General features: G+C 60.7%; 25 protein-coding genes. 24 read left to right on the top strand and 1 reads right to left on the bottom strand.

Annotated features, from left to right (window positions below; all coding sequences use genetic code 11):
- The first annotated feature begins 40 nt into the window (after positions 1-40).
- Positions 41-490 carry a response regulator gene (locus GTO89_RS09085; protein ID WP_161261753.1) on the top strand — a complete coding sequence of 150 codons (450 nt, stop codon included), beginning with the start codon at positions 41-43 and terminating at the stop codon, positions 488-490.
- Positions 491-574: 84 nt separating this feature from the next.
- On the opposite strand, the gene GTO89_RS09080 is transcribed toward GTO89_RS09085, so the two are convergent.
- Positions 575-1,582 (bottom strand): methyl-accepting chemotaxis protein, encoded by a 1,008-nt coding sequence (locus GTO89_RS09080; RefSeq protein WP_161261752.1) that lies wholly within the window; start codon positions 1,580-1,582, stop codon positions 575-577.
- A 238-nt stretch (positions 1,583-1,820) separates the two neighbouring features.
- Here GTO89_RS09080 and speD point away from each other — a divergent pair, with 238 nt between their 5' ends.
- From speD to GTO89_RS08965, 23 genes are all read left to right on the top strand, one after another.
- Positions 1,821-2,666: an adenosylmethionine decarboxylase gene (gene speD, locus GTO89_RS09075; protein ID WP_161261751.1), complete on the top strand. Its 846-nt coding sequence runs from the start codon at positions 1,821-1,823 to the stop codon at positions 2,664-2,666.
- A gap of 140 nt (positions 2,667-2,806) precedes the next feature.
- Positions 2,807-3,478, top strand: coding sequence for a Crp/Fnr family transcriptional regulator (locus GTO89_RS09070; RefSeq protein ID WP_161261750.1), 672 nt, complete (start codon positions 2,807-2,809; stop codon positions 3,476-3,478).
- A 133-nt stretch (positions 3,479-3,611) separates the two neighbouring features.
- Entirely contained in the window at positions 3,612-4,055 is a 444-nt protein-coding gene (locus GTO89_RS09065) for a DUF1934 domain-containing protein (RefSeq protein WP_161261749.1), read from the top strand.
- A complete protein-coding gene (argS, locus tag GTO89_RS09060) occupies positions 4,042-5,733 on the top strand; it encodes an arginine--tRNA ligase (protein WP_161261748.1) in 1,692 nt (563 codons plus the stop codon). The genes GTO89_RS09065 and argS overlap by 14 nt, the downstream gene beginning before the upstream one ends.
- Before the next feature lie 403 nt (positions 5,734-6,136).
- Positions 6,137-6,535: a DNA-directed RNA polymerase subunit delta gene (rpoE, locus tag GTO89_RS09055; RefSeq protein WP_161261747.1), complete on the top strand. Its 399-nt coding sequence runs from the start codon at positions 6,137-6,139 to the stop codon at positions 6,533-6,535.
- A gap of 98 nt (positions 6,536-6,633) precedes the next feature.
- Entirely contained in the window at positions 6,634-8,247 is a 1,614-nt protein-coding gene (locus GTO89_RS09050) for a CTP synthase (protein ID WP_161261746.1), read from the top strand.
- A 126-nt stretch (positions 8,248-8,373) separates the two neighbouring features.
- Complete coding sequence (locus tag GTO89_RS09045; protein ID WP_161261745.1) at positions 8,374-9,444, top strand: lipid II:glycine glycyltransferase FemX; 1,071 nt, start codon at positions 8,374-8,376, stop codon at positions 9,442-9,444.
- An 18-nt stretch (positions 9,445-9,462) separates the two neighbouring features.
- Positions 9,463-10,713, top strand: coding sequence for an alanine racemase (gene alr, locus GTO89_RS09040; protein ID WP_161261744.1), 1,251 nt, complete (start codon positions 9,463-9,465; stop codon positions 10,711-10,713).
- Positions 10,714-10,784: 71 nt separating this feature from the next.
- Entirely contained in the window at positions 10,785-11,732 is a 948-nt protein-coding gene (gene sppA, locus GTO89_RS09035; protein WP_161261743.1) for a signal peptide peptidase SppA, read from the top strand.
- 34 nt (positions 11,733-11,766) lie between these two features.
- On the top strand, positions 11,767-12,495 hold the full coding sequence (locus GTO89_RS09030) for a Yip1 family protein (protein WP_161261742.1): 729 nt from the start codon (positions 11,767-11,769) through the stop codon (positions 12,493-12,495).
- Between the two features lie 206 nt (positions 12,496-12,701).
- Positions 12,702-13,076, top strand: a complete 375-nt coding sequence (locus GTO89_RS09025; RefSeq protein WP_161261741.1) for a response regulator — start codon at positions 12,702-12,704, stop codon at positions 13,074-13,076.
- Positions 13,077-13,145: 69 nt separating this feature from the next.
- Positions 13,146-13,811 carry a hypothetical protein gene (locus GTO89_RS09020; protein WP_161261740.1) on the top strand — a complete coding sequence of 222 codons (666 nt, stop codon included), beginning with the start codon at positions 13,146-13,148 and terminating at the stop codon, positions 13,809-13,811.
- 151 nt (positions 13,812-13,962) lie between these two features.
- Complete coding sequence (locus tag GTO89_RS09015; RefSeq protein ID WP_161261739.1) at positions 13,963-14,817, top strand: class II fructose-1,6-bisphosphate aldolase; 855 nt, start codon at positions 13,963-13,965, stop codon at positions 14,815-14,817.
- Between the two features lie 12 nt (positions 14,818-14,829).
- A complete protein-coding gene (gene fsa / locus GTO89_RS09010; protein WP_161261738.1) occupies positions 14,830-15,477 on the top strand; it encodes a fructose-6-phosphate aldolase in 648 nt (215 codons plus the stop codon).
- Between the two features lie 337 nt (positions 15,478-15,814).
- Positions 15,815-16,798, top strand: a complete 984-nt coding sequence (gene glpX / locus GTO89_RS09005) for a class II fructose-bisphosphatase (protein ID WP_161261811.1) — start codon at positions 15,815-15,817, stop codon at positions 16,796-16,798.
- Between the two features lie 88 nt (positions 16,799-16,886).
- Positions 16,887-17,351, top strand: a complete 465-nt coding sequence (locus GTO89_RS09000) for a DUF2062 domain-containing protein (RefSeq protein ID WP_161261737.1) — start codon at positions 16,887-16,889, stop codon at positions 17,349-17,351.
- A gap of 63 nt (positions 17,352-17,414) precedes the next feature.
- Complete coding sequence (locus GTO89_RS08995) at positions 17,415-18,329, top strand: peptidoglycan DD-metalloendopeptidase family protein (RefSeq protein ID WP_161261736.1); 915 nt, start codon at positions 17,415-17,417, stop codon at positions 18,327-18,329.
- Positions 18,330-18,454: 125 nt separating this feature from the next.
- The gene (rpmE, locus tag GTO89_RS08990) at positions 18,455-18,652 is read left to right on the top strand and encodes a 50S ribosomal protein L31 (RefSeq protein WP_161261735.1); all 198 of its coding nucleotides are present in this window, start codon (positions 18,455-18,457) and stop codon (positions 18,650-18,652) included.
- A 56-nt stretch (positions 18,653-18,708) separates the two neighbouring features.
- Complete coding sequence (locus GTO89_RS08985) at positions 18,709-19,650, top strand: DUF1385 domain-containing protein (protein ID WP_161261734.1); 942 nt, start codon at positions 18,709-18,711, stop codon at positions 19,648-19,650.
- Between the two features lie 101 nt (positions 19,651-19,751).
- On the top strand, positions 19,752-20,816 hold the full coding sequence (gene prfA, locus GTO89_RS08980) for a peptide chain release factor 1 (RefSeq protein ID WP_161261733.1): 1,065 nt from the start codon (positions 19,752-19,754) through the stop codon (positions 20,814-20,816).
- An 8-nt stretch (positions 20,817-20,824) separates the two neighbouring features.
- The gene (gene prmC, locus GTO89_RS08975; RefSeq protein WP_161261732.1) at positions 20,825-21,736 is read left to right on the top strand and encodes a peptide chain release factor N(5)-glutamine methyltransferase; all 912 of its coding nucleotides are present in this window, start codon (positions 20,825-20,827) and stop codon (positions 21,734-21,736) included.
- A 112-nt stretch (positions 21,737-21,848) separates the two neighbouring features.
- Positions 21,849-23,027 carry an L-threonylcarbamoyladenylate synthase gene (locus GTO89_RS08970; RefSeq protein ID WP_161261731.1) on the top strand — a complete coding sequence of 393 codons (1,179 nt, stop codon included), beginning with the start codon at positions 21,849-21,851 and terminating at the stop codon, positions 23,025-23,027.
- Positions 23,028-23,124: 97 nt separating this feature from the next.
- A complete protein-coding gene (locus GTO89_RS08965; RefSeq protein ID WP_161261730.1) occupies positions 23,125-23,775 on the top strand; it encodes a manganese efflux pump MntP in 651 nt (216 codons plus the stop codon).
- Positions 23,776-23,796: the final 21 nt, after the last annotated feature.

Raw genomic sequence — 23,796 nt, 5'->3', positions numbered from 1 at the left:
CCGATGGACGAGAGGCAGCAATAAAAGAGGAATACGGAGCGTGGTTGCCGTGGCGCGGATTCTGATCGGTGAAGACAATGTGGCGAACTGTGAGTTGTTGAAGAAGATCCTGAGCCCCCAGGGACATCGTGTCTTTATCGCCCACAACGGCCGGGATGTGGTGGAGATGGCCAAGCGTCTGCAACCCCCTCCAGAGGTGCTGCTGCTGGACATCATGATGCCGGTCATGGACGGCTTTCAGGCGATCGCCGAATTGCAGCGGGACTGGCGGACCCAGTCGATCCCGATCATGATGATCACCTCGAGCGCCAACACGGTCGATGTGTTGCGGTCCAAGTCAGCCGGCGTGGCGGGGTATGTGTTGAAGCCCTTTGAACCGCAGGCGCTGTTGGAACGGATCGATCAGATCGTGGGCAAGGAGTTGCCGGAGAAAGCGCAGCCGATCAGCAAGACCTTCTCGGCCAGTGATCTATTGGATACGGAGGAATAAGGCAAAACCGCCCTTCCCCACATAGGCTGCGGAAGGGCGGTTTTTTACGTCGATAGGGACGAGGATGGGCGGCGGGGCGCTACGTTACAGGGCTTCACTGACGATGACGGACCAGTCTTTTCCCTTATAGGCGTTGTATCCCCGTGTGCGGGCGTAGCCGAAGATCTGCAGCTTGCCGTTGCCGTCCTGCTCGATGGTGAAGCCATAGGGTTCGCCGGCCATCGCCTTTTGAGCCGCCTGGAGGTGGCTGAGGTTCTTCTGGAGGATCCCGGCGCGGTTGCGCCCGCCGATGACGAGACCGGCCTTGTTGATCACAAAGATATCGCCGGTGCTTCCGGTGCGAGCCGAATCGATGATGTCATAGATAAAGTTCCAGTTGAAGCGGGTGGAAAAAACGCCCAGCACATTGCCCTCTTCATCGCGAACAGGACAGGAATAGGAGACGGTGTGGCCTTTGACCACCTCGGAGTAGTACATGTCCGTCACATAGACGTCGTTGCGGCGCATCGTTTCGGCAAACCAGTCCCGACTGGACATGTCCAGCCCGATAACGGACTTGTCCACGCCGGAGGCGACGATGCGCCCGTCACGGTTGACGAGGTACAGGTCATAATAGACCTCATAGATGTCGACGATTTTTTTCATCAGCGCCGTCGCCGCATCGACGCGGGCCGGCGTCTCTTCGCGGAGACAGGCTTTGATCTTGTCGAAGGTGGCCCAGGCCTGGACGTCACAGTTGCGCTCAAAGAGGTTGCGATCGATCTTGTCGATCGTATCATAGGCCACATCGGCAGTGCGCACGGCGATGACGTCATTCGCTTTGCTCTGGATGTTGCCGATCAGGTCGGTGCTTTCCTTCGTGGCGGCAAAGCTGCGATCAGCCAGTTTCTTGATCTCGGCCGCGACGACGCTGAACCCGCGGCCCGCTTCCCCGGCGCGGGCGGCCTCGATGGCCGAATTTAAGGCCAGTAGGTTTGTTTGCTTGGTGATATGGTCGATGGTTTTGACCACTTTGCTCATCTCGGTGTTCGCTTCTTTGAGTTGATGAAGCAGTTGGGACACGTCCATGATGTTTGCTGTTTCCTTCGCCATCGCGGCTCTCCCCCTCTTCCCCCGAAGACTTTAAACAAACAGTACACCCCCGATTATGCCATATCTACACGTTTCGGAACAGGTCGACAAGGGGGATTTTTTCAAAATGGTTTAATTGTCAAAGAAATTACATACGGGTTGATTCTTGACACTATCCCGGCATCGAGCGGATAATCAACGTATTGATGAAGTGGGAGAAAAGACAGACCGATAAGTCAGAAGGCGTGGGGAGAAGAGCATGGAGATTAAGTCGATTAAAAAGTTGAAGCTCTACGGATTTAACAACCTGACCAAGACATTGAGCTTCAATATGTATGATATCTGTTACGCCAAAACGCCGGAGCACCGCAAGGCGTACATCGAGTACATCGATGAGGAGTACAATTCGGAGCGCCTGACCAATATTTTGATCGAAGTGGCCAACATTATCGGCGCCAACATCCTGAATATCGCCAAGCAGGATTACGATCCCCAGGGCGCCAGCGTGACCATGCTGATCTCGGAGGGCAAGGTCGAGCAGGAAGCGGGAATCGGAAATGGAAACGGGAGTGAAGACGGGGAGGGCGGCGATGACGATGACGCCATGGTCATTCCCAATGCGGTGGCGGCCCATCTGGACAAGAGCCACATCACCGTGCACACCTACCCGGAAAGCCACCCGGACAAGGGGATCAGCACCTTCCGGGCGGATATCGATGTGTCGACTTGTGGTGAGATTTCTCCCTTGAAGGCGCTGAACTACCTGATCAACAGTTTCAGTTCCGACATCGTCATCGCTGACTACCGGGTGCGCGGCTTTACGCGCGACGTGAGCGGGAAGAAGTATTTCATCGATCACAAGATCAATTCGATCCAAAACTACATCGCCAAAGATACGCGCGAACTGTACCAAATGATCGATGTGAACGTCTATCAGGACAACATCTTTCACACCAAGATGCTGTTGAAAGAATTTGATCTGGACAACTATTTATTCGGAACGGCGAAGAAAGAATTACTGCCCGGTGAGAAGAAAAAGATCAAGCAGCGGCTCAAAAAAGAGATGTATGAGATCTTTTCGGGGCGGAACATTCCGAAAGTGTGAGTCTGGGCGCGCCAATACACCCAGGCTTTCCCTGTACATGAGACTATTCCGTACAGAAAGTTCCCTAAAAACAGGACCGGAGAGAATGAAAACGCCGCCAAGACGTAAGGGAGGCGATTAAGATCATCGAATGGGAAGCCTTGAAAGCGATCGACGCGTTGGCCTCTTTGCCGGAGGAGGTTTTGCGGCAGTTGGCCGCCCGGGTGGGGGAACGGGTGTTGAAAAAACGCCAGCCCCTGTTGCAGGAGGGAGAGGTGGCCGATGCGGTCTACTTCCTCCATGAGGGGAAGGTGCGGCTGGCCAAGATGAACCCTGACGGGCAGGAGAAGGTGGTGTCGATCGTCGATCCCGGCGACATCTTCGGTGAGATCGCCGCCTTTGACCCGGGAGCGAGCCCCTATACGGCGGAGACGATGGAACCGGTCCGTGTGAGCCGGCTGCCGGTGGAGGAGTTCCGGCAGTTGGTGGCGGACCACCCGGCGTTGGCGGCAGCTTGCCTGCAGGTGGAGGCGCGGCGGCTCCGTCAGGCCTACCGGCATATGAAAAATCTCGCCCTCCTCGACACCTATGGCCGGGTGGCGGCCCGTCTCTATAAGCTGGCCCATGATTACGGCGTGCCGGACAGCCGGGGAACACGCATCGATTTCAACCTGACCCGTCAGGAACTGGCCCAGATCGTGGGCACCTCGCGGGAAACGGTCTCCCGCATCCTGGCCGAGTATGAGCGGCTGGAGATCCTGGAGGTGGAGCGCCAGCAGATCGTCATCTGCGACATGGAGGAGTTAAAGTCGCGGGCTACGGGTGGACGGTGAGCTATAAGGGACAAGCATGCCCCCGCACGATCCTAAGATCACAAATTCCCGGGAAAAATGGTGGCAGGCGGAAGGAAACCGCCGTCTGTCACCGAATTGTTAAGGCAATTTTATAGGAAAGAGGGCGTTCGGGATGAGGAAAGACGTACTGGTATCGGTTCTGGGAACCCAAAGGAACGACGTTGGGGAAACAGACACCATCCATCTCGTCACCGAAGGAAAGATGTTCATCAAGCCCAACTCCTATTACATCGTCTATAACGAATCTGAAATATCCGGGATGGAAGGCACCACCACCTCCCTCAAGATCGAAACGAACCGCGTCACCTTAAACCGAATGGGCCGTTCGGAACTGAAACAGACCTTCGAAGAAGGCGTCCTCAATGAGTCCATCTACGTCACCCCCTACGGCAGCATGCACATGGGCGTCATCCCCTCCAAGGTGCAGGTGGACCTGGGCGACCGAGGTGGCTCCATTAATTTGGAATATGAACTGCAGTTCGATCAGCGGAAACTGAGCGATAACTCGCTCTTGATTACGGTGAAGGAGGAAAATAGATTCAGTGAACTTCGTTGAAGATATTCGCCGCCGCATCTTGGCTGCTGTCAAGCAAGCGCTGGAAGAGGCCCGCAAGGCCGGGGAAGTCGCCTTTACTCAAATTCCGGCCTTCGTGCTGGAAGTGCCTCGTGAAAAACAACATGGCGATTTTGCCACCAACGTGGCCATGTTGATGGCCCGGGAGGCCCGCATGAACCCCCGCCAATTGGCGGAAAAGATCGTCGCTCACATCGACCGGGGCGATTGGCTGAAAGACATCCAGGTGGCCGGTCCCGGTTTCATCAATTTTACCCTGCATCATTCCTGGCTCTACCCGGTCCTCCCGGCGGTCCAACAGTCCGACGCCGTCTACGGCGCCTCTGACGCCGGCGCCGGACGGCGGGTGCAAGTCGAGTTTGTCAGCGCCAACCCGACGGGCCTGCTGCACATGGGCAACGCCCGCGGCGCCGCCCTCGGCGACACCCTGGCCAACCTGCTCCGCCTGGCCGGTTTTGATGTGCAAAAAGAGTTTTACATCAACGACGCCGGCAACCAGATCGAAAACTTCGGCAAGTCCTTGGAAGCTCGCTATCTGCAACTGCTCGGCCGCGATGTGCCCTTCCCCGAAGAGGGCTATCACGGCGAAGACATCGTCGAGACGATGCGCGGACTGATCGCCAAAGAAAGCGACAAGTACCTCAACATGGAGTCCTCCCTGCGCCGGGAGATGCTCGTCAAGTACGCCCTGCGGGAGAAACTGGACGCCATTCGCCAGACCCTGGAGCGCTTCGGCGTCATCTATGACGTCTGGTTCTCCGAGCAGTCCCTCCACGATTCCGGCGCCATCCAGCGGACGCTGGAGACGCTGCGCGCCAACGGCTACATCTATGAAAACGAAGGCGCTCTCTGGTTCAAGGCGACGGCCCTCGGCGAGGAGAAGGACGAGGTGCTCGTCCGTTCCAACGGCATCCCCACCTACTTCGCCGCCGACATCGCCTATCACAAAAACAAGTTCGACCGCGGCTTCGATTGGGTGATCAACATCTGGGGCGCCGACCACCATGGTCACGTCTCGCGGATGAAAAACGCCGTCCAGGCCGTCGGCTATGACCCGCAGAAGCTCGACGTCATCCTGATGCAACTGGTGCGTCTCTACAAGGGCGGCGAGATCGTCCGCATGTCCAAGCGAACCGGCCAGTACATCACCCTCGACGAACTGGTCGAAGAGGTCGGCAAAGACGCGGCCCGGTTCTTCTTCGTCATGCGCGGCGCCGACTCTCACCTCGACTTTGACCTGGACCTGGCCAAGAGCCAGTCCTCGGAAAACCCCGTCTTCTACGTCCAATACGCCCACGCCCGCATCTGCTCGATCCTGCGCACCGCCCAGGAAGCGGGCTACGTCGTGCCGCAGGGTTCCCACGATGAGGGCGGCCTCGACCTGTCCGTCCTCGATCACCCCGCCGAGATCGCCCTGATTCGCAAGATCGCCGACCTGCCCGACGAAGTGGCCCGCGCGGCGACCCAGATGGAGCCCCACCGCATGGCCCGCTACGCCCAAGACCTGGCCGCCCTCTTCCACAGCTTCTACACTCACTGCCGCGTCCTCACCGATGAAAAGGAATTGCGCGACGCCCGCCTCCTCCTCGTCGACGACTCGCGCATCGTCCTGCGCAACGTCCTCCATTGCATGGGTTTGACAGCACCAGAGCGTATGTAGTATAGTCAGGTGTAAAATACTAGAAAGACCCCTTAAAAGGTCTCGCTTGTCCAAGAGCGATCAAAGTGTGCCTGGGCGGTAAGGGTAGCTTCCCCCAGGAGAGCAATGACGAATTGCCGGCTTGGGGAGGGGTAAAGGCTATCCTTTACCCAGAAGCACCATGATGAATTGCGGCCTGGGGCGGCTTGGGTCGTGAGCGTTTTGCGCGGAGCGGCGAGCGCGAGCGAAGGCGGAGAAGCGGATCAGGGCGCCACGACATGCGGAAAAGCCCGTGAGTTTTGGCGCCCCCGCTTCGCTGCCCAGTGAGCCGCCGCGGAGCGCTTAGCGAACGACCCAAGCCGCCCCAGCCACTACCAACCGCTCCGAAAAAAATGCGTCGACGATATCGAGGGAGTGCTGCACAGTGTCCGAACCCATCACCACCGTGAACACCGGCCGCCGGGTCTCTGAAATGGATGTTCTCTTCCAACTGCTGAAGGAGAAAGGGGAAAACACCCACTTCCGGGGTCTCATCGTGCAGGCCCTGTCCCGCATCGGTTACGAAGACCCCGAGGATCCCAAATCGATCGCCGCCGTCTACACCCAGATGAACCTGGATATGCGTTTCGTCTACTTTGGCAACGGCCTCTGGGGCCTGCGCAACTGGGCGCCGGCCAAGTCAGCCCGGCGCATCCCGACCATCTCCTTGCTCAACAAGACAGTGGAGTACGAAGACGGCGAAGGCGGCGACGAAGAGGATTATGATGACCGCGACCACGATTACGGTCGGGGCCGAGACGATGACTGGGAGCGAGCTGAATAAGCTCGCTTTTTGTTGATCCTTTGACACTCTTTGGGTAGAATAGATGGAGTGTAAAACCCGAACCGGAGTGAACGGTCGAAGAGAAAGCAGGCATGGTAATGCAAACGAAGTTCATTTTTGTCACCGGCGGCGTCGTCTCCTCCCTGGGCAAAGGGATCACAGCCGCTTCCCTCGGCCGCCTGCTCAAAAGCCGCGGCCTCACAGTGGCCATCCAGAAGTTTGACCCCTACATCAACATCGACCCGGGCACCATGAGCCCCTACCAGCATGGCGAGGTATTTGTCACCGACGACGGGGCGGAAACAGACCTGGATCTGGGCCATTATGAGCGCTTTGTCGATATCAGCCTGACCAAGGCCTCCAACGTGACGACCGGCAAGATCTACTGGTCGGTCATCTCGAAAGAACGAAAAGGCGAGTTCTTGGGCGGCACGGTCCAGGTCATCCCCCACATCACCAACGAGATCAAAGAGCGGGTCCTGCGCGTCGCCCGCGAGAGCAACCCGGACGTGGTGATCACCGAGATCGGCGGCACCGTCGGCGACATCGAGTCGCTGCCCTTTTTGGAAGCGATTCGCCAGATGAAGTCGGACATCGGCAAGGAGCGCGTCGCCTACATCCATGTGACGCTGATGCCCTTCATCGCCAGCGCCGGCGAGTTGAAGACGAAACCGACGCAGCACTCCGTGAAAGAGCTGCGCAGCATCGGCATCCAGCCCGATGTGATCGTCTGCCGGACTGAAAAAGCCTTCCCCAAGGAACTGGAAGAAAAGATCGCCCTCTTCTGCGACATCGAGCCGGAAGCGGTCATCCAGAACGTCGACTGCGAGACCATCTACGAAGTGCCTTTGTTGCTGAAAAAAGAGGGCCTCGACGACATCATCATCGAAAAGCTGAACCTGAAATGCGGCGAGCCCGATCTGAAGGACTGGGAGGCCTTGGTGCAGAAGATCAAGAATCCCCAGCGCCAGGTCACCATCGGCCTCGTTGGCAAATATGTGGCCCTCCCTGACGCCTACATGAGCGTTGCCGAATCGCTCCGTCACGCCGGTCTTTTCCATGACGCCGCTGTGAAGATCAAGTGGATCTACTCGGCCGATCTGGAAGGGGCCCATCCGGAAGAGTTCCTGGGCGACGTGGACGGCATCCTTGTTCCCGGCGGCTTCGGCGACCGGGGCATCGAGGGCAAGATCACGGCCTTGCAGTATGCCCGGGAAAAGGGCATCCCCATGCTGGGCATCTGCTTGGGCATGCAGTTGGCTGTCGTCGAGTTCAGCCGCCATGTCCTCGGCTGGCAGGACGCCCATTCCAGCGAGTTCGCTGAAGTGACGGAACACCCGGTCATCGACCTGCTGCCGGAGCAGAAAGACGTGGAGGAAAAAGGCGGCACCATGCGTCTGGGCATCTGGGCCTGCCGGTTGAACCGCAACACCAAAGCCTGGGACGCCTATCAGGACGAGGTCATCTACGAGCGCCATCGCCACCGCTACGAATTCAACAACACCTTCCGGGCCGCCCTGGAGAAAGCCGGCATGACCTTCTCCGGCACCTCCCCTGATGGCCGACTCATCGAAGTGGTTGAATTGAAGGACCATCCCTGGTTCGTCGCTTCCCAGTTCCACCCTGAATTCAAGTCCCGGCCCAACCGGCCCCACCCCCTGTTCCGGGACTTCATCAACGCCGCGTTGAACCAGCACGAACAGCAGCAGTAAAAGGAACAGCATCTGAAAAAGACGGAGGCCTTTTCGCAGTCCCTTTGAGGGTTCGGAAAGGTCTCCTCGGTTATGAGCGGGAAATGTGAACCTGCGTTCTGACGGAGAGAAAGGGGATTTTCCAACTTGAACGTTCGCGAACTGGGCATCCAGGACAAGGAGCGTTTCAACCGGTTTATGGCAGAGCACCCGAAAGGCCATGTCCTCCAGTCCTGGGAGTGGGGCGACGTGAAGTCCCGCACGGGCTGGCAGCCGCACCGGCTGATGGTGGAGGAGGAGGGAACGCCGCTGGCGGCGGTCTCCATCCTGAAACGGCGCATCCCGGCATTGGGCAAACATATCTTCTACGCCCCCCGGGGACCGGTCATCGACCCGGCGCGGCCCGATGTGGCCGACCGGCTGCTGGAAGGGATCGCGGCGCTGGCCCGCCGGGAAAAGGCTGTTTTTCTCAAAATCGATCCCGATGTCATCGAACCGGCGCCGGCGTGGACCGACTACCTCCGGTCGCGCGGCTTCCGGCTCGTCGATAAGGGCGAAGGCTTTGAAGGCGTTCAACCGCGCCATGTCTTTCGCCTCGACATATCGGACGACCTGGAGCAAGTCTTTGCCCGTTTTCATCAGAAAACGCGCTATAACATACGGCTGGCCGAAAAAAAGGGCGTTGTCGTCGATGAGAACTGCGGCAAAGAGGAACTGCCTGGCTTTTATCAGGTCTTGAAGGAGACCTGTGAGCGCGACGACTTCCTCGTGCGCGCCTACTCCTATTTTGAAGACATGTGGGACAACCTGGTGCCTGCGGGGATGGCGAAGCTGTTCATCGCCCGCTACCAGGGAGAGGTCATCGCCGGAACCCTCGCCTTTATCCTGGGCGACAAGGCCTGGTACATCTACGGCGCTTCGTCAAACCGCCACCGCAATGTCATGCCCAACTACCTGTTGCAGTGGAAGATGATCAGCTGGGCCAAAGCCAACGGCTGCACCCTCTATGATTTCCGCGGCGTGCCCGGCCATGTCGGCGAAGACCATCCCCTCTACGGGCTGGTTCGCTTCAAGCGCGGTTTCAACGGGGACTATGTCGGGTTTATCGGCGAATATGATCGAGTATACCAGCCCTTTTTCTATCACTTCTGGAATGTGGCCGAGCCCATGTACCAGAATCTAGTGCGCAAGATCCTCTCCCGGCGGAAGGGATCCTGACGAGGAGGCCAAAGACCGATGAGCGTGATGCGACCGGAGAGCGCTGGCGTCGAAGAACGGCAGCGGGAGGAAGCCGCCCGGGGGCTGGGGTGTTGGGTCGAGGTCGATATGGACGCCCTGGCCCACAACGCGCGAGCGATCCGGCAGTATCTGGGCGATGAAAAGATCTTCTACGGCGTCGTCAAAGCCAACGCCTACGGCTGCGGCATCGTCGAGTGCGCCCGTTGCCTCGTCGAGAACGGCGTCGACCGCCTGGCCGTTACCCATGTGAGCGAGGGCGTCCAACTGCGCCAAAGCGGGATCGACGCGCCCATCCTGGTGATGGCCCCCTTTGTGGCCGAAGAGGCGTCCGAGCTGGTTCGGTACGACCTGACGGCCAGCGTGAGCGCCGTCGAGGCGGCGCTGGCGATCGCCCGGGAGGGGCGGCGCCAGGGCCGGCGAAAACTGCCCATTCACATCAAGGTAGAAACGGGACTGGGCCGAACGGGGGTGTTTGCCGAGGAGGCGCCCTCGTTGGTGGCCGCCATCTTGGGTCAAGACGAGCTTTATCTGGAAGGGGCCTTCACCCACCTGGCGACGGCGGCCACCGGCGATGTGGGCCATGTTCACCGTCAAGTGGCGCGCTTTCGCGAGGCGGTGGCGGCGATGGAGGCCTGCGCCGGCGCGGCGATCCCGGTCAAACATGTGGCCAATTCGGCGGCAACGATGGCTTTTCCCCAGTACCATTTCGACGGGGTGCGCGTCGGCACGCTGCTCTATGGCCAGCCGGCCGGCCCCGTGGCCGCCGGCCTGGCCCTGCGCGACGTGTGGCGGCTAAAAGCCCGTGTGGCCCATGTGGCCACCCTGCCGCCGGGTCATGGCGTCGGCTATGGGCGCGCCTTTGTCACCGGCCGTGAAACCCGTGTGGCCGTGCTGCCCATCGGCTATGTGGACGGTTACCAGCTCGAACCGGTCAGCATGCCGGTGAGCCTCTGGGACTTGGCCAAGGTGCTCCTCAAGACGTCGGCCGCTTACTTCGGCATAGGGCCGCTGGCCCGGTCGGTCCGTATCGGCGACCGGCGCGCGCCGGTCCTGGGCAAGGTGGCCATGCAGATGACGATGATCGATGTGACCGCCATCCCGGATGTTCAGCCGGGCACGGTCGTCCAGCTTCCGGCGCGGCGAACCGTCGTGGCCTTGAATGTGCCGCGCCTCCATGTGAGCGCCGAGACGACGCGTCTTTCGAAGCTCGGCGGCAGCCAAGCGGCGGAATGGGCCGCCGGTTCGTGATCAACGGGCCGGCTTGACACGTCTTCCATGGGTAAAATAAGGACAAGTCCAGCCAGAGGAGGCGGATTGCTTTGGCAAAAAGGAAACAGTGGGTTGTGGGCGCGATCCTGGCGGTAGCGGCTCTTTCGGTGCTCCTCGTCCTCTTCCGGCCCGGCGGCCACCGTTCCGGCGATCCTCCGGCGGGCAACAGGGTGGCTGTGGTGCGGCTGGAAGGGATGATCGCCGATGCCGGCGGCGGTGGCGGGCTGTTAGGCGGCCAGGCTGGTTCCAACGATGTGCTGGAGACGCTACGCCAACTGCAAGGGAACAAAGGCATCAAAGCCGTCGTGCTGCGCATCAATTCGCCCGGGGGGACATCGGCGGCCTCCCAGGAGATCGGCCGTGAGGTGGACCGCCTCCGCGAGAGCGGCAAGGTGGTCGTCGCCTCCATGGGTGATGTGGCCGCCTCCGGCGGGTACTGGGTGGCGTCCCGGGCGGACAAGATTGTGGCCAACCCGGCGACCACCACCGGATCGATCGGGGTGATCCTCGATCTGGCCAACCTGACGGAGCTTTACCAGAAGGTGGGCTACCGGGCCAACGTGATCAAGAGCGGACCCTACAAAGACATCGCCTCATCGGCGCGGGACATGACACCGGAAGAACGGGAGATCCTCCAGGGCATGGTCAACGATATTTACGCCCAGTTCATCGACGTGGTGGCGGAAGGCCGCAAAATGCCTGTCGAGCGGGTGCGCGCCCTGGCCGACGGTCGGGTCTTCACCGGGCGGCAGGCGAAGGAATTGGGGCTGGTGGACGAACTGGGCAACTTCTATGACGCCGTGGCGTTGGCGGCGTCGATGGCGGGGATCCAAGGAAAACCGCAGATCGAGGAGTTTGGCCGGGAATCGGCGATTGATCGCCTGTTTTCTGGCATGAACAGCCGCTGGAACGGCGCCAGCCTATCGGGACAGCATCTTTCTGTCGAAGAGATGGCGCAAATCCTGGACCTGCTGAAGACCAAAAGTCCCCTGCCCTAATACCGCGAGGATGGGATGAAGCGGAGGGTCGGTTATGGAGATGGAGAAACGGGAAAATGAGGAAGAAAAGGACGCCTTTTCTCCCAATCCGGGCGATACAGGCGCTGCCGCGCCGGGAACAGGCCCGATCTGCCCGCCCGCTCCGCCATGGAGCGCCTGGGACTATCTCTACCATGTGATGGTCAAGCCGGAACAGGCTTTTTCCATGGCGGCGCAGGAAAAGCCGATCAGATTGGCGGTAGCCGTTGTCTTGATCACGTCCGTCATCAGCCTGATCGTCGATCTGAGCCTGGGCAACGCCGGCGGCCTCCCTGATCGCCTTTCCTCCCGGCTGGCCGGCGGCGCCTTCGAAAAAATGCGTGCCAGTCTCAGCATCGTCGGCTTCTTTTTCGGCATATTTTTCTGGTTTCTCAGGACCGGTTTTTACAACCTCGCCGGCGAGTTGATGGGCGGCGCCAGCAACGGCAAAGGCCTGCTGGTTTGCCTCGGACTCGCCCACTGGCCCTCGATTCTCCTCGCTCCCCTGAGCTTGATCGGCGCCTATGGACCGGGCGGACAGGTGATCGAGGGATTGGGACGGTTTGCCCTGGGCCTTTGGACCTTGTTTCTCGAAATACTGGCGATCCGGGCGGCCTTGCAACTGTCCAGTCGACGAGCGGTCTTCCTGTACTTTCTGTTGCCCCTGTCAGTGGTTTTGCTGACCGTCATTGCCCTCATCCTCATCGCCAAGCTCCCAGCGCTGGCGCCAGCGGCGCTCCCCTAAGCGAGCCAGCTCTCCAGCATCGGCTCCTAAATTGAAGCGAAAAGTGTGATAAAAGTCCTGCCTGTCAAGATAACAGGCAGGATTTTCTTTTCTTGTAACGAAATATCAACATGCATAGAGAGGAGCGCCTGTTGGGGATTGGAAGCCGCGCCCTTTGGCTTCAGCGCAGTAACGCAGATGGGGCTTGCAGGAGGTTTGACGGTAGCATGGGAGACACCCATGGGGTATTGGTCGTTGACGATCAAAAAGGTGTGCGCCGCTTATTGCAAGAAGCCTTCCGTATGGCCGGCATCCCTGTGGAGACCGCCGCCAGCGGGCCCGAGGCGCTGGAGAAGCTGGGGACGACGGAGTACTCCCTGATGCTGATCGACGTCAAGATGCCGGGCATGACCGGTGTGGAGGCGCTGGCGGAAGCGCGGCGGAGGGGCCATAGGCTGCGGGTCGTTTTAATGACCGCCTATGAGGAGCTCCCCCTGCTCAAGGAAGCGCGCGACCTTGACATCTTAGACCATGTGATGAAACCCTTCGATGTGATGGAACTGACGCGGAAAATTCTCTGCTGGCGAACAACTCCTTCTTAATATGGATTGACAAAAAAGGATTTTGCCCTGTGGCGTTGAATACTGGGGGTAGAAAGGAGGGTTCTCCACATGATCCTGTCCACCTTAACCGTCGTGGCTCTTCGTTGTCCCGCCTGTGGCCGCATGGACTTTCACGCCCTGTCCTTGTTCGCCTTTGCGGGAAGAAAAGTGCATAAGCTGCATTGTTCCTGCGGAGCCGGGCTGATGACGGTGGGGAGCAAGGACCGCAAGCGCTTTTGGTTGCAGACGCATTGCATCATGTGCGAAACCCAACACCTCCATTGGTTCCCCCGGGAACAACTCTGGTCACAGCAACTCACCGAGCTTCGCTGCGCCGAGACGATGGTCGAAGTCGGTTTTATCGGACCTCGGGAAAAGGTGAAAACGGCCATCCTGAATCAGGACAAATCCTTGCAGGAGATGGCGGAAAACCTGGGGCTCACCGATTATTTTGAAAATCCTGAAGTGATGTACGCTGTCCTGGAACGGCTGCACAAGCTGGCTGAAGAGGGCGCCCTCTCCTGCTCCTGCGGCAGTTTCCAGATCAATGTGGAGGTCTACCCGGAACGGGTGGAACTTCGCTGCGAGGCTTGTGATAACACCTATGTCTGTTATGCCGAATCGGACAATGACCTCCAGGTGATGAAGCGTTGCGCCGAACTGCAGATCCAGGGCGCCGCCCCGGGGAGCCGGGAAAGCGGTCGAGGTCGGCGGAGAAGAAAAAAATCTCCATAATCAAGACAGTGACAGGCGCCGCGGACACAACCTGAAGATGTTCCGCGGTCTTTTCCTGTTTGCCTGCCGAATGGGCATACTAGCCGGAAGGGAATATCGCCTAGTTTGGCGAAAGGATTCCAAGGATAACAATGTAGGAGGAGATGTCTCGATGCCACTGGTTCCAGTCTCCCAACTTCTCGCCGCAGCGGACGCAGGCAAGTACGCCGTCGGCGCCTTTAACTGCAACAACATGGAAATCGTCCAGGCCATCGTTGACGCCGCAGAAGCGGAGCGCGCCCCTGTCATCATCCAGGCTTCCCAAGGGGCGATCAAGTACGCCGGACTCGAGTATATTGTCGCCTTGGCCCGGCTGGCCGGCGAAAAGGCCTCTGTTCCTGTGGCGCTGCACCTGGACCACGGCACGAGCTTTGCCCAGTGCATCCAGTGCATCCGCAGCGGCTTTACCTCTGTCATGATCGACGGTTCCAAGTACCCCCTGGAGGAGAACATCGCCCTGACCAACCGCGTCCTCGAAGTGGCCCGCGCCGTCGGCGTCTCTGTCGAGGCGGAACTGGGCAAGATCGGCGGGACCGAGGACGACATCCATGTGGACGAGCGGGACGCCTTCTTCACCGACCCGGCGGAAGCGAAGCAGTTTGTCGACGCCACCAAGGTGGACGCGCTGGCGATCGCCATCGGCACGGCCCATGGGCAGTACAAAGGCCGTCCGGAACTCGATTTTGACCGTCTGGCCAAGATCCGCCAACTGGTCAACATCCCCATCGTGCTGCATGGCTCGTCCGGCGTTCCCGAGGAAGACATCCAAAAGGCGATCAGCCTTGGCGTGCGCAAGGTGAACATCGACACGAACCTGCGGGAGGCCTTTGTCGACGGCGTCAAAGAGGCCATCGAGAAAAACCCCCGCGAGATCGACCCCCGCAAGATCCTTGGCCCGGCCAAGACGAAGATGAGCGAGGTCATTCGCGAAAAAATCCGTATCTTTGGTTCCAACGGCAAAGCCTAGGGGGGGATAGGGATGCGCTTTTTTCTGGACAGCGCCAACATTGAGGAGATCCGGGAAGCCCATCGGCTCGGGGTGATCAGCGGTGTGACGACCAACCCTTCGCTGATCGCCAAAGAGGGACGCAACTTCCGCGAGGTGGTGCAGGAGATCGCCGCCATCGTCGACGGACCGATTTCGGCGGAGGTGATCAGCACCGATGCCGAAGGGATGGTCGCCGAGGCGAGGGAACTGGCCAAGATCCACCCGAACATCGTGATCAAGATTCCCATGTGCGCCGCCGGCTTGTCGGCGACGGCGAAGTTGGCCCAGGAAGGCATCCGCACCAATGTCACCCTCATCTTTTCTGCCAACCAGGGTCTGATGGCGGCCAATGCCGGCGCCACCTATGTGAGCCCCTTTGTGGGCCGCCTCGATGACATCGGTCACGACGGCATGGATGTGCTCCGTGAACTGGTGGAGATCTTCGATATCCACGGGATCGCCACAGAGATCATCGCAGCCAGCATTCGCCATCCCGTCCATGTGACCGCTGCGGCCCGCGCCGGCGCTCCCATCGCCACGGTGCCCTTCAAGGTTCTTTTGCAGATGATCAAGCATCCCCTCACCGATTCAGGGATCGAGCGGTTCTTAAAAGACTGGGAATCGGTCAAAGACAAGTAACCTCCGACAGTGTTCAGGCCGCTGAGCAGTATGCAGAGCGGGCCGGCGGAAGAGGCCGGCCCGCTTTTATCCTGATCAGGCTCGCTGTTTGATGAAGATAGGACTATAATGATAATTAGATCGTTGCTCCGCGCGCGGAGCAGCCATTCTGTTTGACCGGACCGGACGGTTGTATGTCTGACGGCGCTGCCTGAGAGGGCGCTTGTCGACAGACCATGATCCGGCAGGTCGGCAGGAGGCGCGACGCATCGGTCCTCGTCGCCGGCTTCTGGGGAAATTCGGCCATGGCGACGAGGAAAAAAGGCCGGCGACGCGCCAGAAGGGGAGGAGAAACAGGATGTACAGGGAACTGGCTCTTGAGTTTGCTCGCGTCACCGAGGCGGCTGCCTTGGCGTCGGCGCGTTGGATGGGACGGGGCGACAAGATGGCCGCCGACGACGCGGCGACAGAAGCGATGCGCGCCATGTTCGACACGGTCAGCATCGACGGGGTGGTCGTGATCGGCGAAGGGGAAATGGATGAAGCGCCGATGCTGTACATCGGCGAAAAAGTGGGCGGCGGCGGGGAAGCCGAACTGGATATCGCTGTCGATCCCCTCGAAGGCACCAACATCGTCGCCAAGGGCTTGAACGGAGCCATCTCTGTTCTGGCGGCGGCCCAACGGGGATGCCTGCTCCATGCGCCGGACATGTATATGGATAAGATCGTCGTCGGACCGGCGGCGAAGGGCCGCATCCATCTCGACGCGCCGGTGGAGGATAACCTGAAGAACGTCGCCGACGCGCTCGGAAAGCCCATCGACGAACTGAGCGTGGTCATTCTCGACCGCCCTCGCCATGCCGATATGATCGCCCGCTGCCGGAAGGCAGGCGCCCGGATTCAACTGATCTTGGACGGTGACGTGGCGCCGGCCGTGGCGACGGCCTTCCCCGACTCTGGGGTGGACATCATGATGGGCATCGGTGGCGCGCCGGAAGGGGTCATCGCCGCTGCGGCCATCCGTTGTCTCGGCGGCGAGATGCAGGGGCGCCTCTGCCCGGAATCGCCGGAGGAAGAGGCTCGCTGCATCTCCATGGGCCTTGAGGATCCCCGCAAGATCCTCCTGCTCGACGACATGGTCCGCGGTGACGGGGTGATCTTCGCCGCGACGGGTATCACCGACGGCAGCCTGCTCAAAGGCGTCAAGTATACGGCCCAAGGCGCCTTGACCCACACGGTCGTCATCCGTGGCCGCACCGGCACTGTTCGATTCATCAACGCCTTGCATAGACTGGAGCGAAAGCCTCATTTTGGCTGGGGCCGCAACGAAGCCCAGGCGTAACTGCGGGGAAGCACAGGGGCGGTCTGGGATATAACTGGGCGATCTACGCAGGAACTTTCTCGGCGCCGTGAAAGTGGGAGGGCTTGTCATGACAGCATGGATACGGTTTAAGCGATTTCTCCGCTTTCACTATCTGCGGTTGCGGCGGCTGAAGGATCAGCCGGAACCGCTGGCGCGGGGCGTCGCCTTCGGATTCGCCTCCGGGTTCGGCCCCTTTTTTGGGCTGGGGCTTGTCGCCGCCTGGGCCTTCGCCGCCCTCTTTCGGGGCAACCGGACCGCTGCGGTGATCACAGCGGTGCTCTTCAAATGGGCGATCCCCCTGTTCATCACCGCCAACCTGGCCGTGGGATCCCTTGTTTGGGGACAGCCCCTTCACCATGCGAACGTTCACGATCTCCGGCATGCGCATTTTTGGAAGGACATGGGGGTCTTCTTTGTCACCGGCAGCGCCATCAACATGGTCATCTCCTATGTCGTCGCCTATTTCCCCGTCTTGCACTGGGCAAACCAGCGACGGCTCGCCAAGCGGGCGCTTCAGACAAACCTCGAATAGCCGGCGCGGTTTCCGGTTAGACTACCGGATGGACTGCAAAGCATTTCGAGGTGATTCATTTTCATGATTCCGATACAAAGAGACGGCAGGCGCCCCTTGGGGTTCTTCCGTCTCTTGCTTTTCTCACTCATCGGGGCGCTCTTGATCCATCCGGTTGCCGGTGACGCCGCCGAAAGCGACCTGTGGCGGTTGCTGAAAGGCGACCTGACGTTGACAGAGACGGTGGATAGGGACGGAACGGCAACAGGGCAAGAATTCGAAAGCGATGACGGCGCCGTGGATGGTTCCAGGGCCGCGACTTCCGATGGTTCTGCCGGCGCATCTGTCGATGGGACCGGTGATCCTGCGGAAGCGGCGAAGGATGGCTGGCGGTTGCACCGTGTCTCCGCCGGGGAGACGCTCTTCGGCATCGCCCGCAGCCATGGCCTGACCGTAGAGGAACTGCGACAACGAAACGAACTGAAGAATGGCCTGTTGCAGCCGGGACAAGCGTTGCGCGTGCCGGCGTCGGGCAAGCGAACCGTGGGCGAGGCGAGCCGCGAGATGGCAACGGGCGCGACGATACCGGCCTTGCCATCTCGTGGCGCCGTTCTTTCGTCGATGCTGACGCCCTTGGACGGCGTCGTCACCTCCCCCTTTGGCCCACGGAGAGGCGCCTTTCACCACGGGATCGACATCGCCGGCGATCGGGGCGAGACGATCCGGGCAGCCCAGCGGGGGCGGATCCTCTTTGCCGGGTGGAAGCCCATCTATGGGCGGACGGTCATCGTGGAACATCCCTATGGGGTGGTCACCCTGTACGCCCATGCGCAAAAGGTGCTGGTGCGAGAGGGCGATGAGGTTGAACGGGGACAGCCGATCGCCCAGGTGGGCGCCACCGGCGTGGCCACCGGTCCTCACTTGCACTTTGAAGTGCGCCTGGACAGCCGGACGGTCAACCCGGCGACCTATCTTCGCGGCGTCTCAACGAGCGTGTAATCCCTTGCCTGGACCGGATCATTTTTCTTGCGACATCCGTTGGGCTATGGTATAATCTCCTTTGTTACTGAGAGCCATAGTCTGACCGGACCCGCGTCCTGGTCTTGGAGAAAGAGGTGAACCCTGTGAAGGAAGGCATCCATCCGCAAGTGCACCAGGCCAAAGTGCATTGCGCCTGCGGCGAGACCTTTGAAACGACCTCGACCCGCAAAGAAATCAAAGTGGACGTTTGCTCCAAGTGCCATCCTTTTTTCACCGGTAAGAGCCGTAGCGTAGAAGTCGGCGGCCGGGTGGATCGGTTCAAGAAAAAGTACGGTCTATAAACTGCGTAGCAGAGCCTGCACAAAGCTCTGCTCTTTTTCTATCGGGGGAGAAGTGAATGGGGAAATTTCAGTATGGCGGCCAGGCCGTCATTGAAGGTGTCATGATGCGCGGGCCCGATGAGATGGCCATCGCCGTCCGTTGCCCCAATGATGAGATTGTCATTGAGAAGCAACCTGTGGCATCGTGGATGAACGGTGTCCTCATGAAAACCCCAGTCCTCCGCGGAACGGGGGCGCTCTTGGACGCGCTGATCCTGGGGGTCAAGGCGCTCTCCTTTTCCGCCGGCAAGGCGACTGATGAGGAGGAAGAGGAACTCACCCCCTGGGAGATCGCTGTCACCATCTCCGTGGCCCTTGTCATGGGCGCTGGCCTGTTCATTTTTCTGCCGACGGCGGCGGCCCACCTGACCCGTCAGTTGGTGCCGAACCTCTTTTTGCAAAACCTGATCGAAGGCATCGTCCGGATCGCGCTTTTTTTCGGCTATATCGCGGCCATCTCCCGGATGCCCGACATCCAGCGGGTCTTTCAATACCATGGCGCCGAACACAAGGTCATCCATGCTTATGAAGCCGGTGAGGAATTGACGGTGGCCAACGCCCAGCGGCAGACGACGCTGCATCCCCGTTGCGGCACCAGCTTCCTGCTCTTCGTGATGGTCATCAAAATTTTTGCCTTTTCCCTGCTTCCCGACGCCACGCTCTTTTGGAAGGTGGCCTACCGGTTGGCCCTCGTTCCTTTTGTGGCCGGGATCAGCTATGAGATCATCAAGCTCTCCGGCCGGTATCCCCGGTTTTGGTTGATGCGCCTCTTTATCCAGCCCGGTCTCTGGCTGCAGCGGATGACGACGCGGGAGCCCGATGACAGGCAGGTGGAGGTGGCGATCCGGGCGCTCCTGGCGGTGCTTCCTCAGACCGTCTCGACGCAGGATGGCGCCGTCAACAAAGCAGCAGGCGAGCGTCTGAAAGGTTCCATCACAGAGGAACCGGCCGTCGTTTGACGGGCCGTTCCTGGAGCGACGTCTGGCCGGCGCGATCGGGTCGCTTTATTTTGCCTTGACTTACTGTTGTGAGACAAAAAGAATGTGACAGGTGAACACCGATGATCGATAAATTGGAAATTATCGAACAAAAATATGAAGAACTGACCCAGTTGCTCAGCGATCCCGAGATCATCAACGATCAGACCCGCTGGCAGCGCCATGCGAAGCAGCAGGCGGGGATGACGGAGATCGTCGAGGCCTTTCGGGAGTACAAGGGTGTCCTGCAGGGCATCGATGACGCCCGGGCGATGCTCGATGAGTCCGACCGGGAGCTGCAGGAGATGGCCTCCCTGGAACTGGACGAACTGTCGGGACGCAAGGAAGCGCTGGAACAGCGGCTGAGGATCCTGTTGCTGCCGAAGGATCCCAATGATGAAAAGAACGTCATCATCGAGATCCGGGCGGGCACCGGCGGCGAGGAGGCGGGCCTCTTTGCCGGCGATCTCTATCGCATGTACAACCGTTTTGCCGACCGGCAGGGATGGCGGACAGAACTGCTTTCGGCAAACTACACCGACATCGGCGGCTTCAAGGAGGTCATCGTCCTCGTCGAAGGCCAGGGCGCTTTTTCGAAGCTGAAGTTCGAGTCGGGCGTTCACCGCGTGCAGCGGGTGCCGGCGACCGAGTCGAGCGGGCGCATCCACACCTCGGCGGCCACGGTGGCCGTCATGCCTGAGGCGGAAGAGGTAGAGATCGATGTCAACCCGAACGAGTTGCGCATTGATGTCTTCTGTTCCTCCGGCGCCGGCGGTCAGCACGTCAACAAGACCGAGTCGGCTGTGCGGATCACCCACCTGCCCACAGGCATTGTCGTCTCCTGCCAGGACGAGAAATCTCAGCTCAAGAACCGGGAAAAGGCGATGCGCGTGTTGCGGGCGCGTCTGCTGGAAAAAGCCCAGGAGGAGCAGCATGGCGAACTGGCCAGCGTGCGCAAGTCCATGGTCGGTTCGGGCGACCGCTCGGAGCGGATTCGCACCTACAATTTCCCGCAGGGACGGGTGACCGATCACCGCATCGGGCTGACGCTGCACCGTCTGGAAACGATCCTTGACGGCGATCTGAATGAGGTGATCGACGGCTTGGTGGCGACGGATCAGGCGGAAAAGATGAAGGCGATGGAGTAAAGAAAGAGATGAACGGATTCGTATGGAAGCCGGCGACTGTTGGGGAAGCTCTGCAGGCGACGGTTTCTTTTTTTGCGCGACAGGGGATCGATTCGCCCCGCCTGGAGGCGGAGGTGCTGCTGGCCTTTGGTCTCGGTGTCAACCGGGCGGGGTTGCTGGCGGCCCTGCGCGATCGACTGCCGGAAGAACAGGCGGCAGGCTTGGGAGAACTGGTCCAAAAGCGATTGACGGGCTGTCCGTTGCAATACATCACGGGGCGGCAGGAGTTTTGGGGGTTGGATTTTACGGTCACCCCGGCAGTGCTCATCCCCCGTCCCGAGACGGAGTTGCTCGTCGAGACGGCGCTGGCGCTGTTGGGTAGGTCCCCAAAGACAGGGGATACCTGGATCGCCGATGTGGGCGTCGGCTCGGGGGCGATCGCCGTATCGGTGGCCCGGGAGATCGCGACGGCCCAGGTGCTGGCCCTCGACGTCTCGGCGGCGGCCCTCGCCGTCGCCCGCCAGAACGCGAAAGGGCACGGCGTGGCTGAACGGATCCGTTTCGTGGAAGGCGATCTGCTGAATCCGGCCATCGACGGCGGCCTGCGGCTGAAGGCCGTCCTGTCCAATCCCCCCTACATCCCGGCGGGGGAGATCCCGTCGCTGCAGCGCGAGGTGGCCTGTTTTGAACCGATGCTGGCCCTCGACGGCGGCGACGATGGCCTTGCGCTGTACCGCCGCCTGGCGCCCCAGGCCCGTCGCGCCCTGGAACCGGGCGGTTTTGTGGCCTGGGAGATCGGCTACAACCAGGGGCGGGATGTGGCCGCGCTGCTGGCGGCGCAGGGCTTTGCCGAGGTCCGGATCATCCCGGACGGACAGGGTCATGATCGGGTGGTGACGGGTGTCTTCCGGGGCGAGTGCGAGGACGAGGGTGAGGATTGAAGCCCTCCTTCGGCGCAATACTACCCGGCGAGACAGCCGTTCCGCCCTTGGATAACGATGCCAACATGCGCAGCCTGTGAGGCGCAGCGTGGAACGAAGGGATAGCAGAGACATGGCAGCAGAAGCAAAGGATACGAAAATCTGGCCCGTTGACCCGCAGCAGCTATCGCCGGGGGCGCTTCTTGAAGCGGCGGCGTGCCTGCGCGCGGGCGGGCTTGTCGCCTTTCCGACGGAAACGGTTTATGGTTTGGGCGCCGACGGGCTCAACGGGCCGGCGGTGGCGGCGATCTTCACCGCCAAGGGCCGGCCTTCTGACAACCCCTTGATCCTACATATCGCCGCCATGGACGAGGTGGCGGCGCTGACCCTTGATTTTCCCCCGCTGGCCAGGCGGCTGGCCGAGCGTTTTTGGCCGGGGCCGTTGACGCTGGTGCTGCCGGCGTCGTCCCTGGTGCCGCCCGTGGTGACGGCCGGTTTGGCGACGGTGGCCCTTCGCATGCCCTCCCATCCGGTCGCCCGGGAACTGATCCGGGCGGCAGGGGTGCCCGTGGCTGCGCCGTCGGCGAACCGCTCCGGTCGACCGAGCCCAACCGTGGCCGAGCATGTGCGCGAGGACCTTTGGGGCCGCATCGATGGGATTGTCGACGGCGGGGCCTGTGACTTCGGGCTTGAGTCGACCGTCGTCGATGCCCGGGGGGAAGCGGCGGTGATCCTGCGTCCCGGCGGTGTGACGCCGGAGATGATCGAGGCGATGGGGATTCCTGTGCAACCCTTCCATGCGATAGGGCGTCGGGATGCTGTCGCAGTCGCCGTCCAGGGAGATGAAAGGCCGGCGCCGACGGCGTCCATCCAGGAAGATTTCGTCCCGCCTTCTCCGGGGATGAAGTATGTCCACTATGCCCCCCAAGCGCCCCTGTACCTGCTTGATGGCAACCGGGAGGAGCAGAGGGCGGCGCTGCGGCGATTGCTCGACACTGCCGCCGCCGCCGTGAAGGGCGATGGAGCCGGCGAGGTGACGGGGCTGCTCCTTTCCGAAGAGACCTTCCGCGAGATCGGCAGGCGCCTGCCTGGGCCGGGTGACGACGGCCCAGGGGACAAATGGGTGGTTCGGCTGACCGGTTCTCGGGAAGACTTGACTACGGTGGCTCAAGGGCTGTTCGGGGCGATTCGTTCCTTCGATCAGACGCCGGTCAGCCGGATCGTGGCTGAGACATATCCCCCAGTGGGCATTGGCCGGGCGGTGATGAACCGCCTCGAGAAAGCCGCCGGCGGGCGACGCTGGCTCGGCTAAAAGCGGTTCTTCTCGTCCCCCTTTCCAAGGCATATAACTAATCATGGCTTGGCTTTCCATGGCTCCGGGCGAATTCCGGCGAAGTGGAGGTTGGGGAATGGCATATTGGACCTTGGGTGTGCTTGCGGTGGGGTTGGGCGCTGACGCCTTTTCCATGGCCCTCGGCATCGGCATGGAAGGGGTGCGCCGCCGTGACGCCCTGATCCTCGGGATTGTCGTGGCCCTTTTTCACATCTTCATGCCCTGGTTCGGCATCCTGGCCGGGAGCGCCCTCGGGTTGATCGTGGGTCGTTTGGCCAGTTTCATCGGCGCGGCGGTGCTTTTTTTCTTGGGTGGACGGATGATTTACCACGCCTGGCAGGAGAGACGCGATGACGCTGGCTCTCCCCTTGGCGTCCACCGTTCCATCGGCGCCGCAGGCGCTCCGGTACAGGGAGGAGCGATGGCCGGCGCCGGCGTGATCGCCGGTGGACGGCCCTTTGCGCCGACGATGTGGGGGCTCGTCGTCATCGGGGCGGCCGTCAGCATGGACGCTTTGAGTGTCGGCTTTTCTCTGGGCACCGTGGGGGCGCGGTTGATTCCCACGGTCGTCACCTTCGGCGTCGTCGCCGGGATCATGACGGTGGCCGGCTGCCTGATCGGGCAACAGGTGAGCCGGATGTTGGGCGCCACGGCCCAACTGGCAGGAGGCTTGATTTTATTGGGGATAGGGATTAAGCTTTTGCTTGGAAGCGCCAGTCTTGGCTGAGGTCACCCAAGTCCGGAGGGA

The organism is Heliomicrobium gestii, from assembly GCF_009877435.1.
Lineage (GTDB): Bacteria > Bacillota > Desulfitobacteriia > Heliobacteriales > Heliobacteriaceae > Heliomicrobium > Heliomicrobium gestii.
The sequence above is the reverse complement of the archived record's forward strand: the minus strand, read 5'-3'. Positions and strand labels throughout refer to the sequence as shown.

Excerpts from the sequence above, each read along its gene's own strand:
- GTO89_RS09080 (WP_161261752.1), bottom strand. The coding sequence starts at position 1,582 with ATGGCGAAGGAAACAGCAAACATCATGGACGTGTCCCAACTGCTTCAT.
- speD (WP_161261751.1), top strand. The coding sequence starts at position 1,821 with ATGGAGATTAAGTCGATTAAAAAGTTGAAGCTCTACGGATTTAACAAC.
- GTO89_RS09065 (WP_161261749.1), top strand. The coding sequence starts at position 3,612 with ATGAGGAAAGACGTACTGGTATCGGTTCTGGGAACCCAAAGGAACGAC.
- GTO89_RS09050 (WP_161261746.1), top strand. The coding sequence starts at position 6,634 with ATGCAAACGAAGTTCATTTTTGTCACCGGCGGCGTCGTCTCCTCCCTG.
- alr (WP_161261744.1), top strand. The coding sequence starts at position 9,463 with ATGAGCGTGATGCGACCGGAGAGCGCTGGCGTCGAAGAACGGCAGCGG.
- GTO89_RS09030 (WP_161261742.1), top strand. The coding sequence starts at position 11,767 with ATGGAGATGGAGAAACGGGAAAATGAGGAAGAAAAGGACGCCTTTTCT.
- GTO89_RS09025 (WP_161261741.1), top strand. The coding sequence starts at position 12,702 with ATGGGAGACACCCATGGGGTATTGGTCGTTGACGATCAAAAAGGTGTG.
- GTO89_RS09020 (WP_161261740.1), top strand. The coding sequence starts at position 13,146 with ATGATCCTGTCCACCTTAACCGTCGTGGCTCTTCGTTGTCCCGCCTGT.
- GTO89_RS09015 (WP_161261739.1), top strand. The coding sequence starts at position 13,963 with ATGCCACTGGTTCCAGTCTCCCAACTTCTCGCCGCAGCGGACGCAGGC.
- fsa (WP_161261738.1), top strand. The coding sequence starts at position 14,830 with ATGCGCTTTTTTCTGGACAGCGCCAACATTGAGGAGATCCGGGAAGCC.
- glpX (WP_161261811.1), top strand. The coding sequence starts at position 15,815 with ATGTACAGGGAACTGGCTCTTGAGTTTGCTCGCGTCACCGAGGCGGCT.
- GTO89_RS09000 (WP_161261737.1), top strand. The coding sequence starts at position 16,887 with ATGACAGCATGGATACGGTTTAAGCGATTTCTCCGCTTTCACTATCTG.
- GTO89_RS08995 (WP_161261736.1), top strand. The coding sequence starts at position 17,415 with ATGATTCCGATACAAAGAGACGGCAGGCGCCCCTTGGGGTTCTTCCGT.
- GTO89_RS08985 (WP_161261734.1), top strand. The coding sequence starts at position 18,709 with ATGGGGAAATTTCAGTATGGCGGCCAGGCCGTCATTGAAGGTGTCATG.
- prfA (WP_161261733.1), top strand. The coding sequence starts at position 19,752 with ATGATCGATAAATTGGAAATTATCGAACAAAAATATGAAGAACTGACC.
- prmC (WP_161261732.1), top strand. The coding sequence starts at position 20,825 with ATGAACGGATTCGTATGGAAGCCGGCGACTGTTGGGGAAGCTCTGCAG.
- GTO89_RS08970 (WP_161261731.1), top strand. The coding sequence starts at position 21,849 with ATGGCAGCAGAAGCAAAGGATACGAAAATCTGGCCCGTTGACCCGCAG.
- GTO89_RS08965 (WP_161261730.1), top strand. The coding sequence starts at position 23,125 with ATGGCATATTGGACCTTGGGTGTGCTTGCGGTGGGGTTGGGCGCTGAC.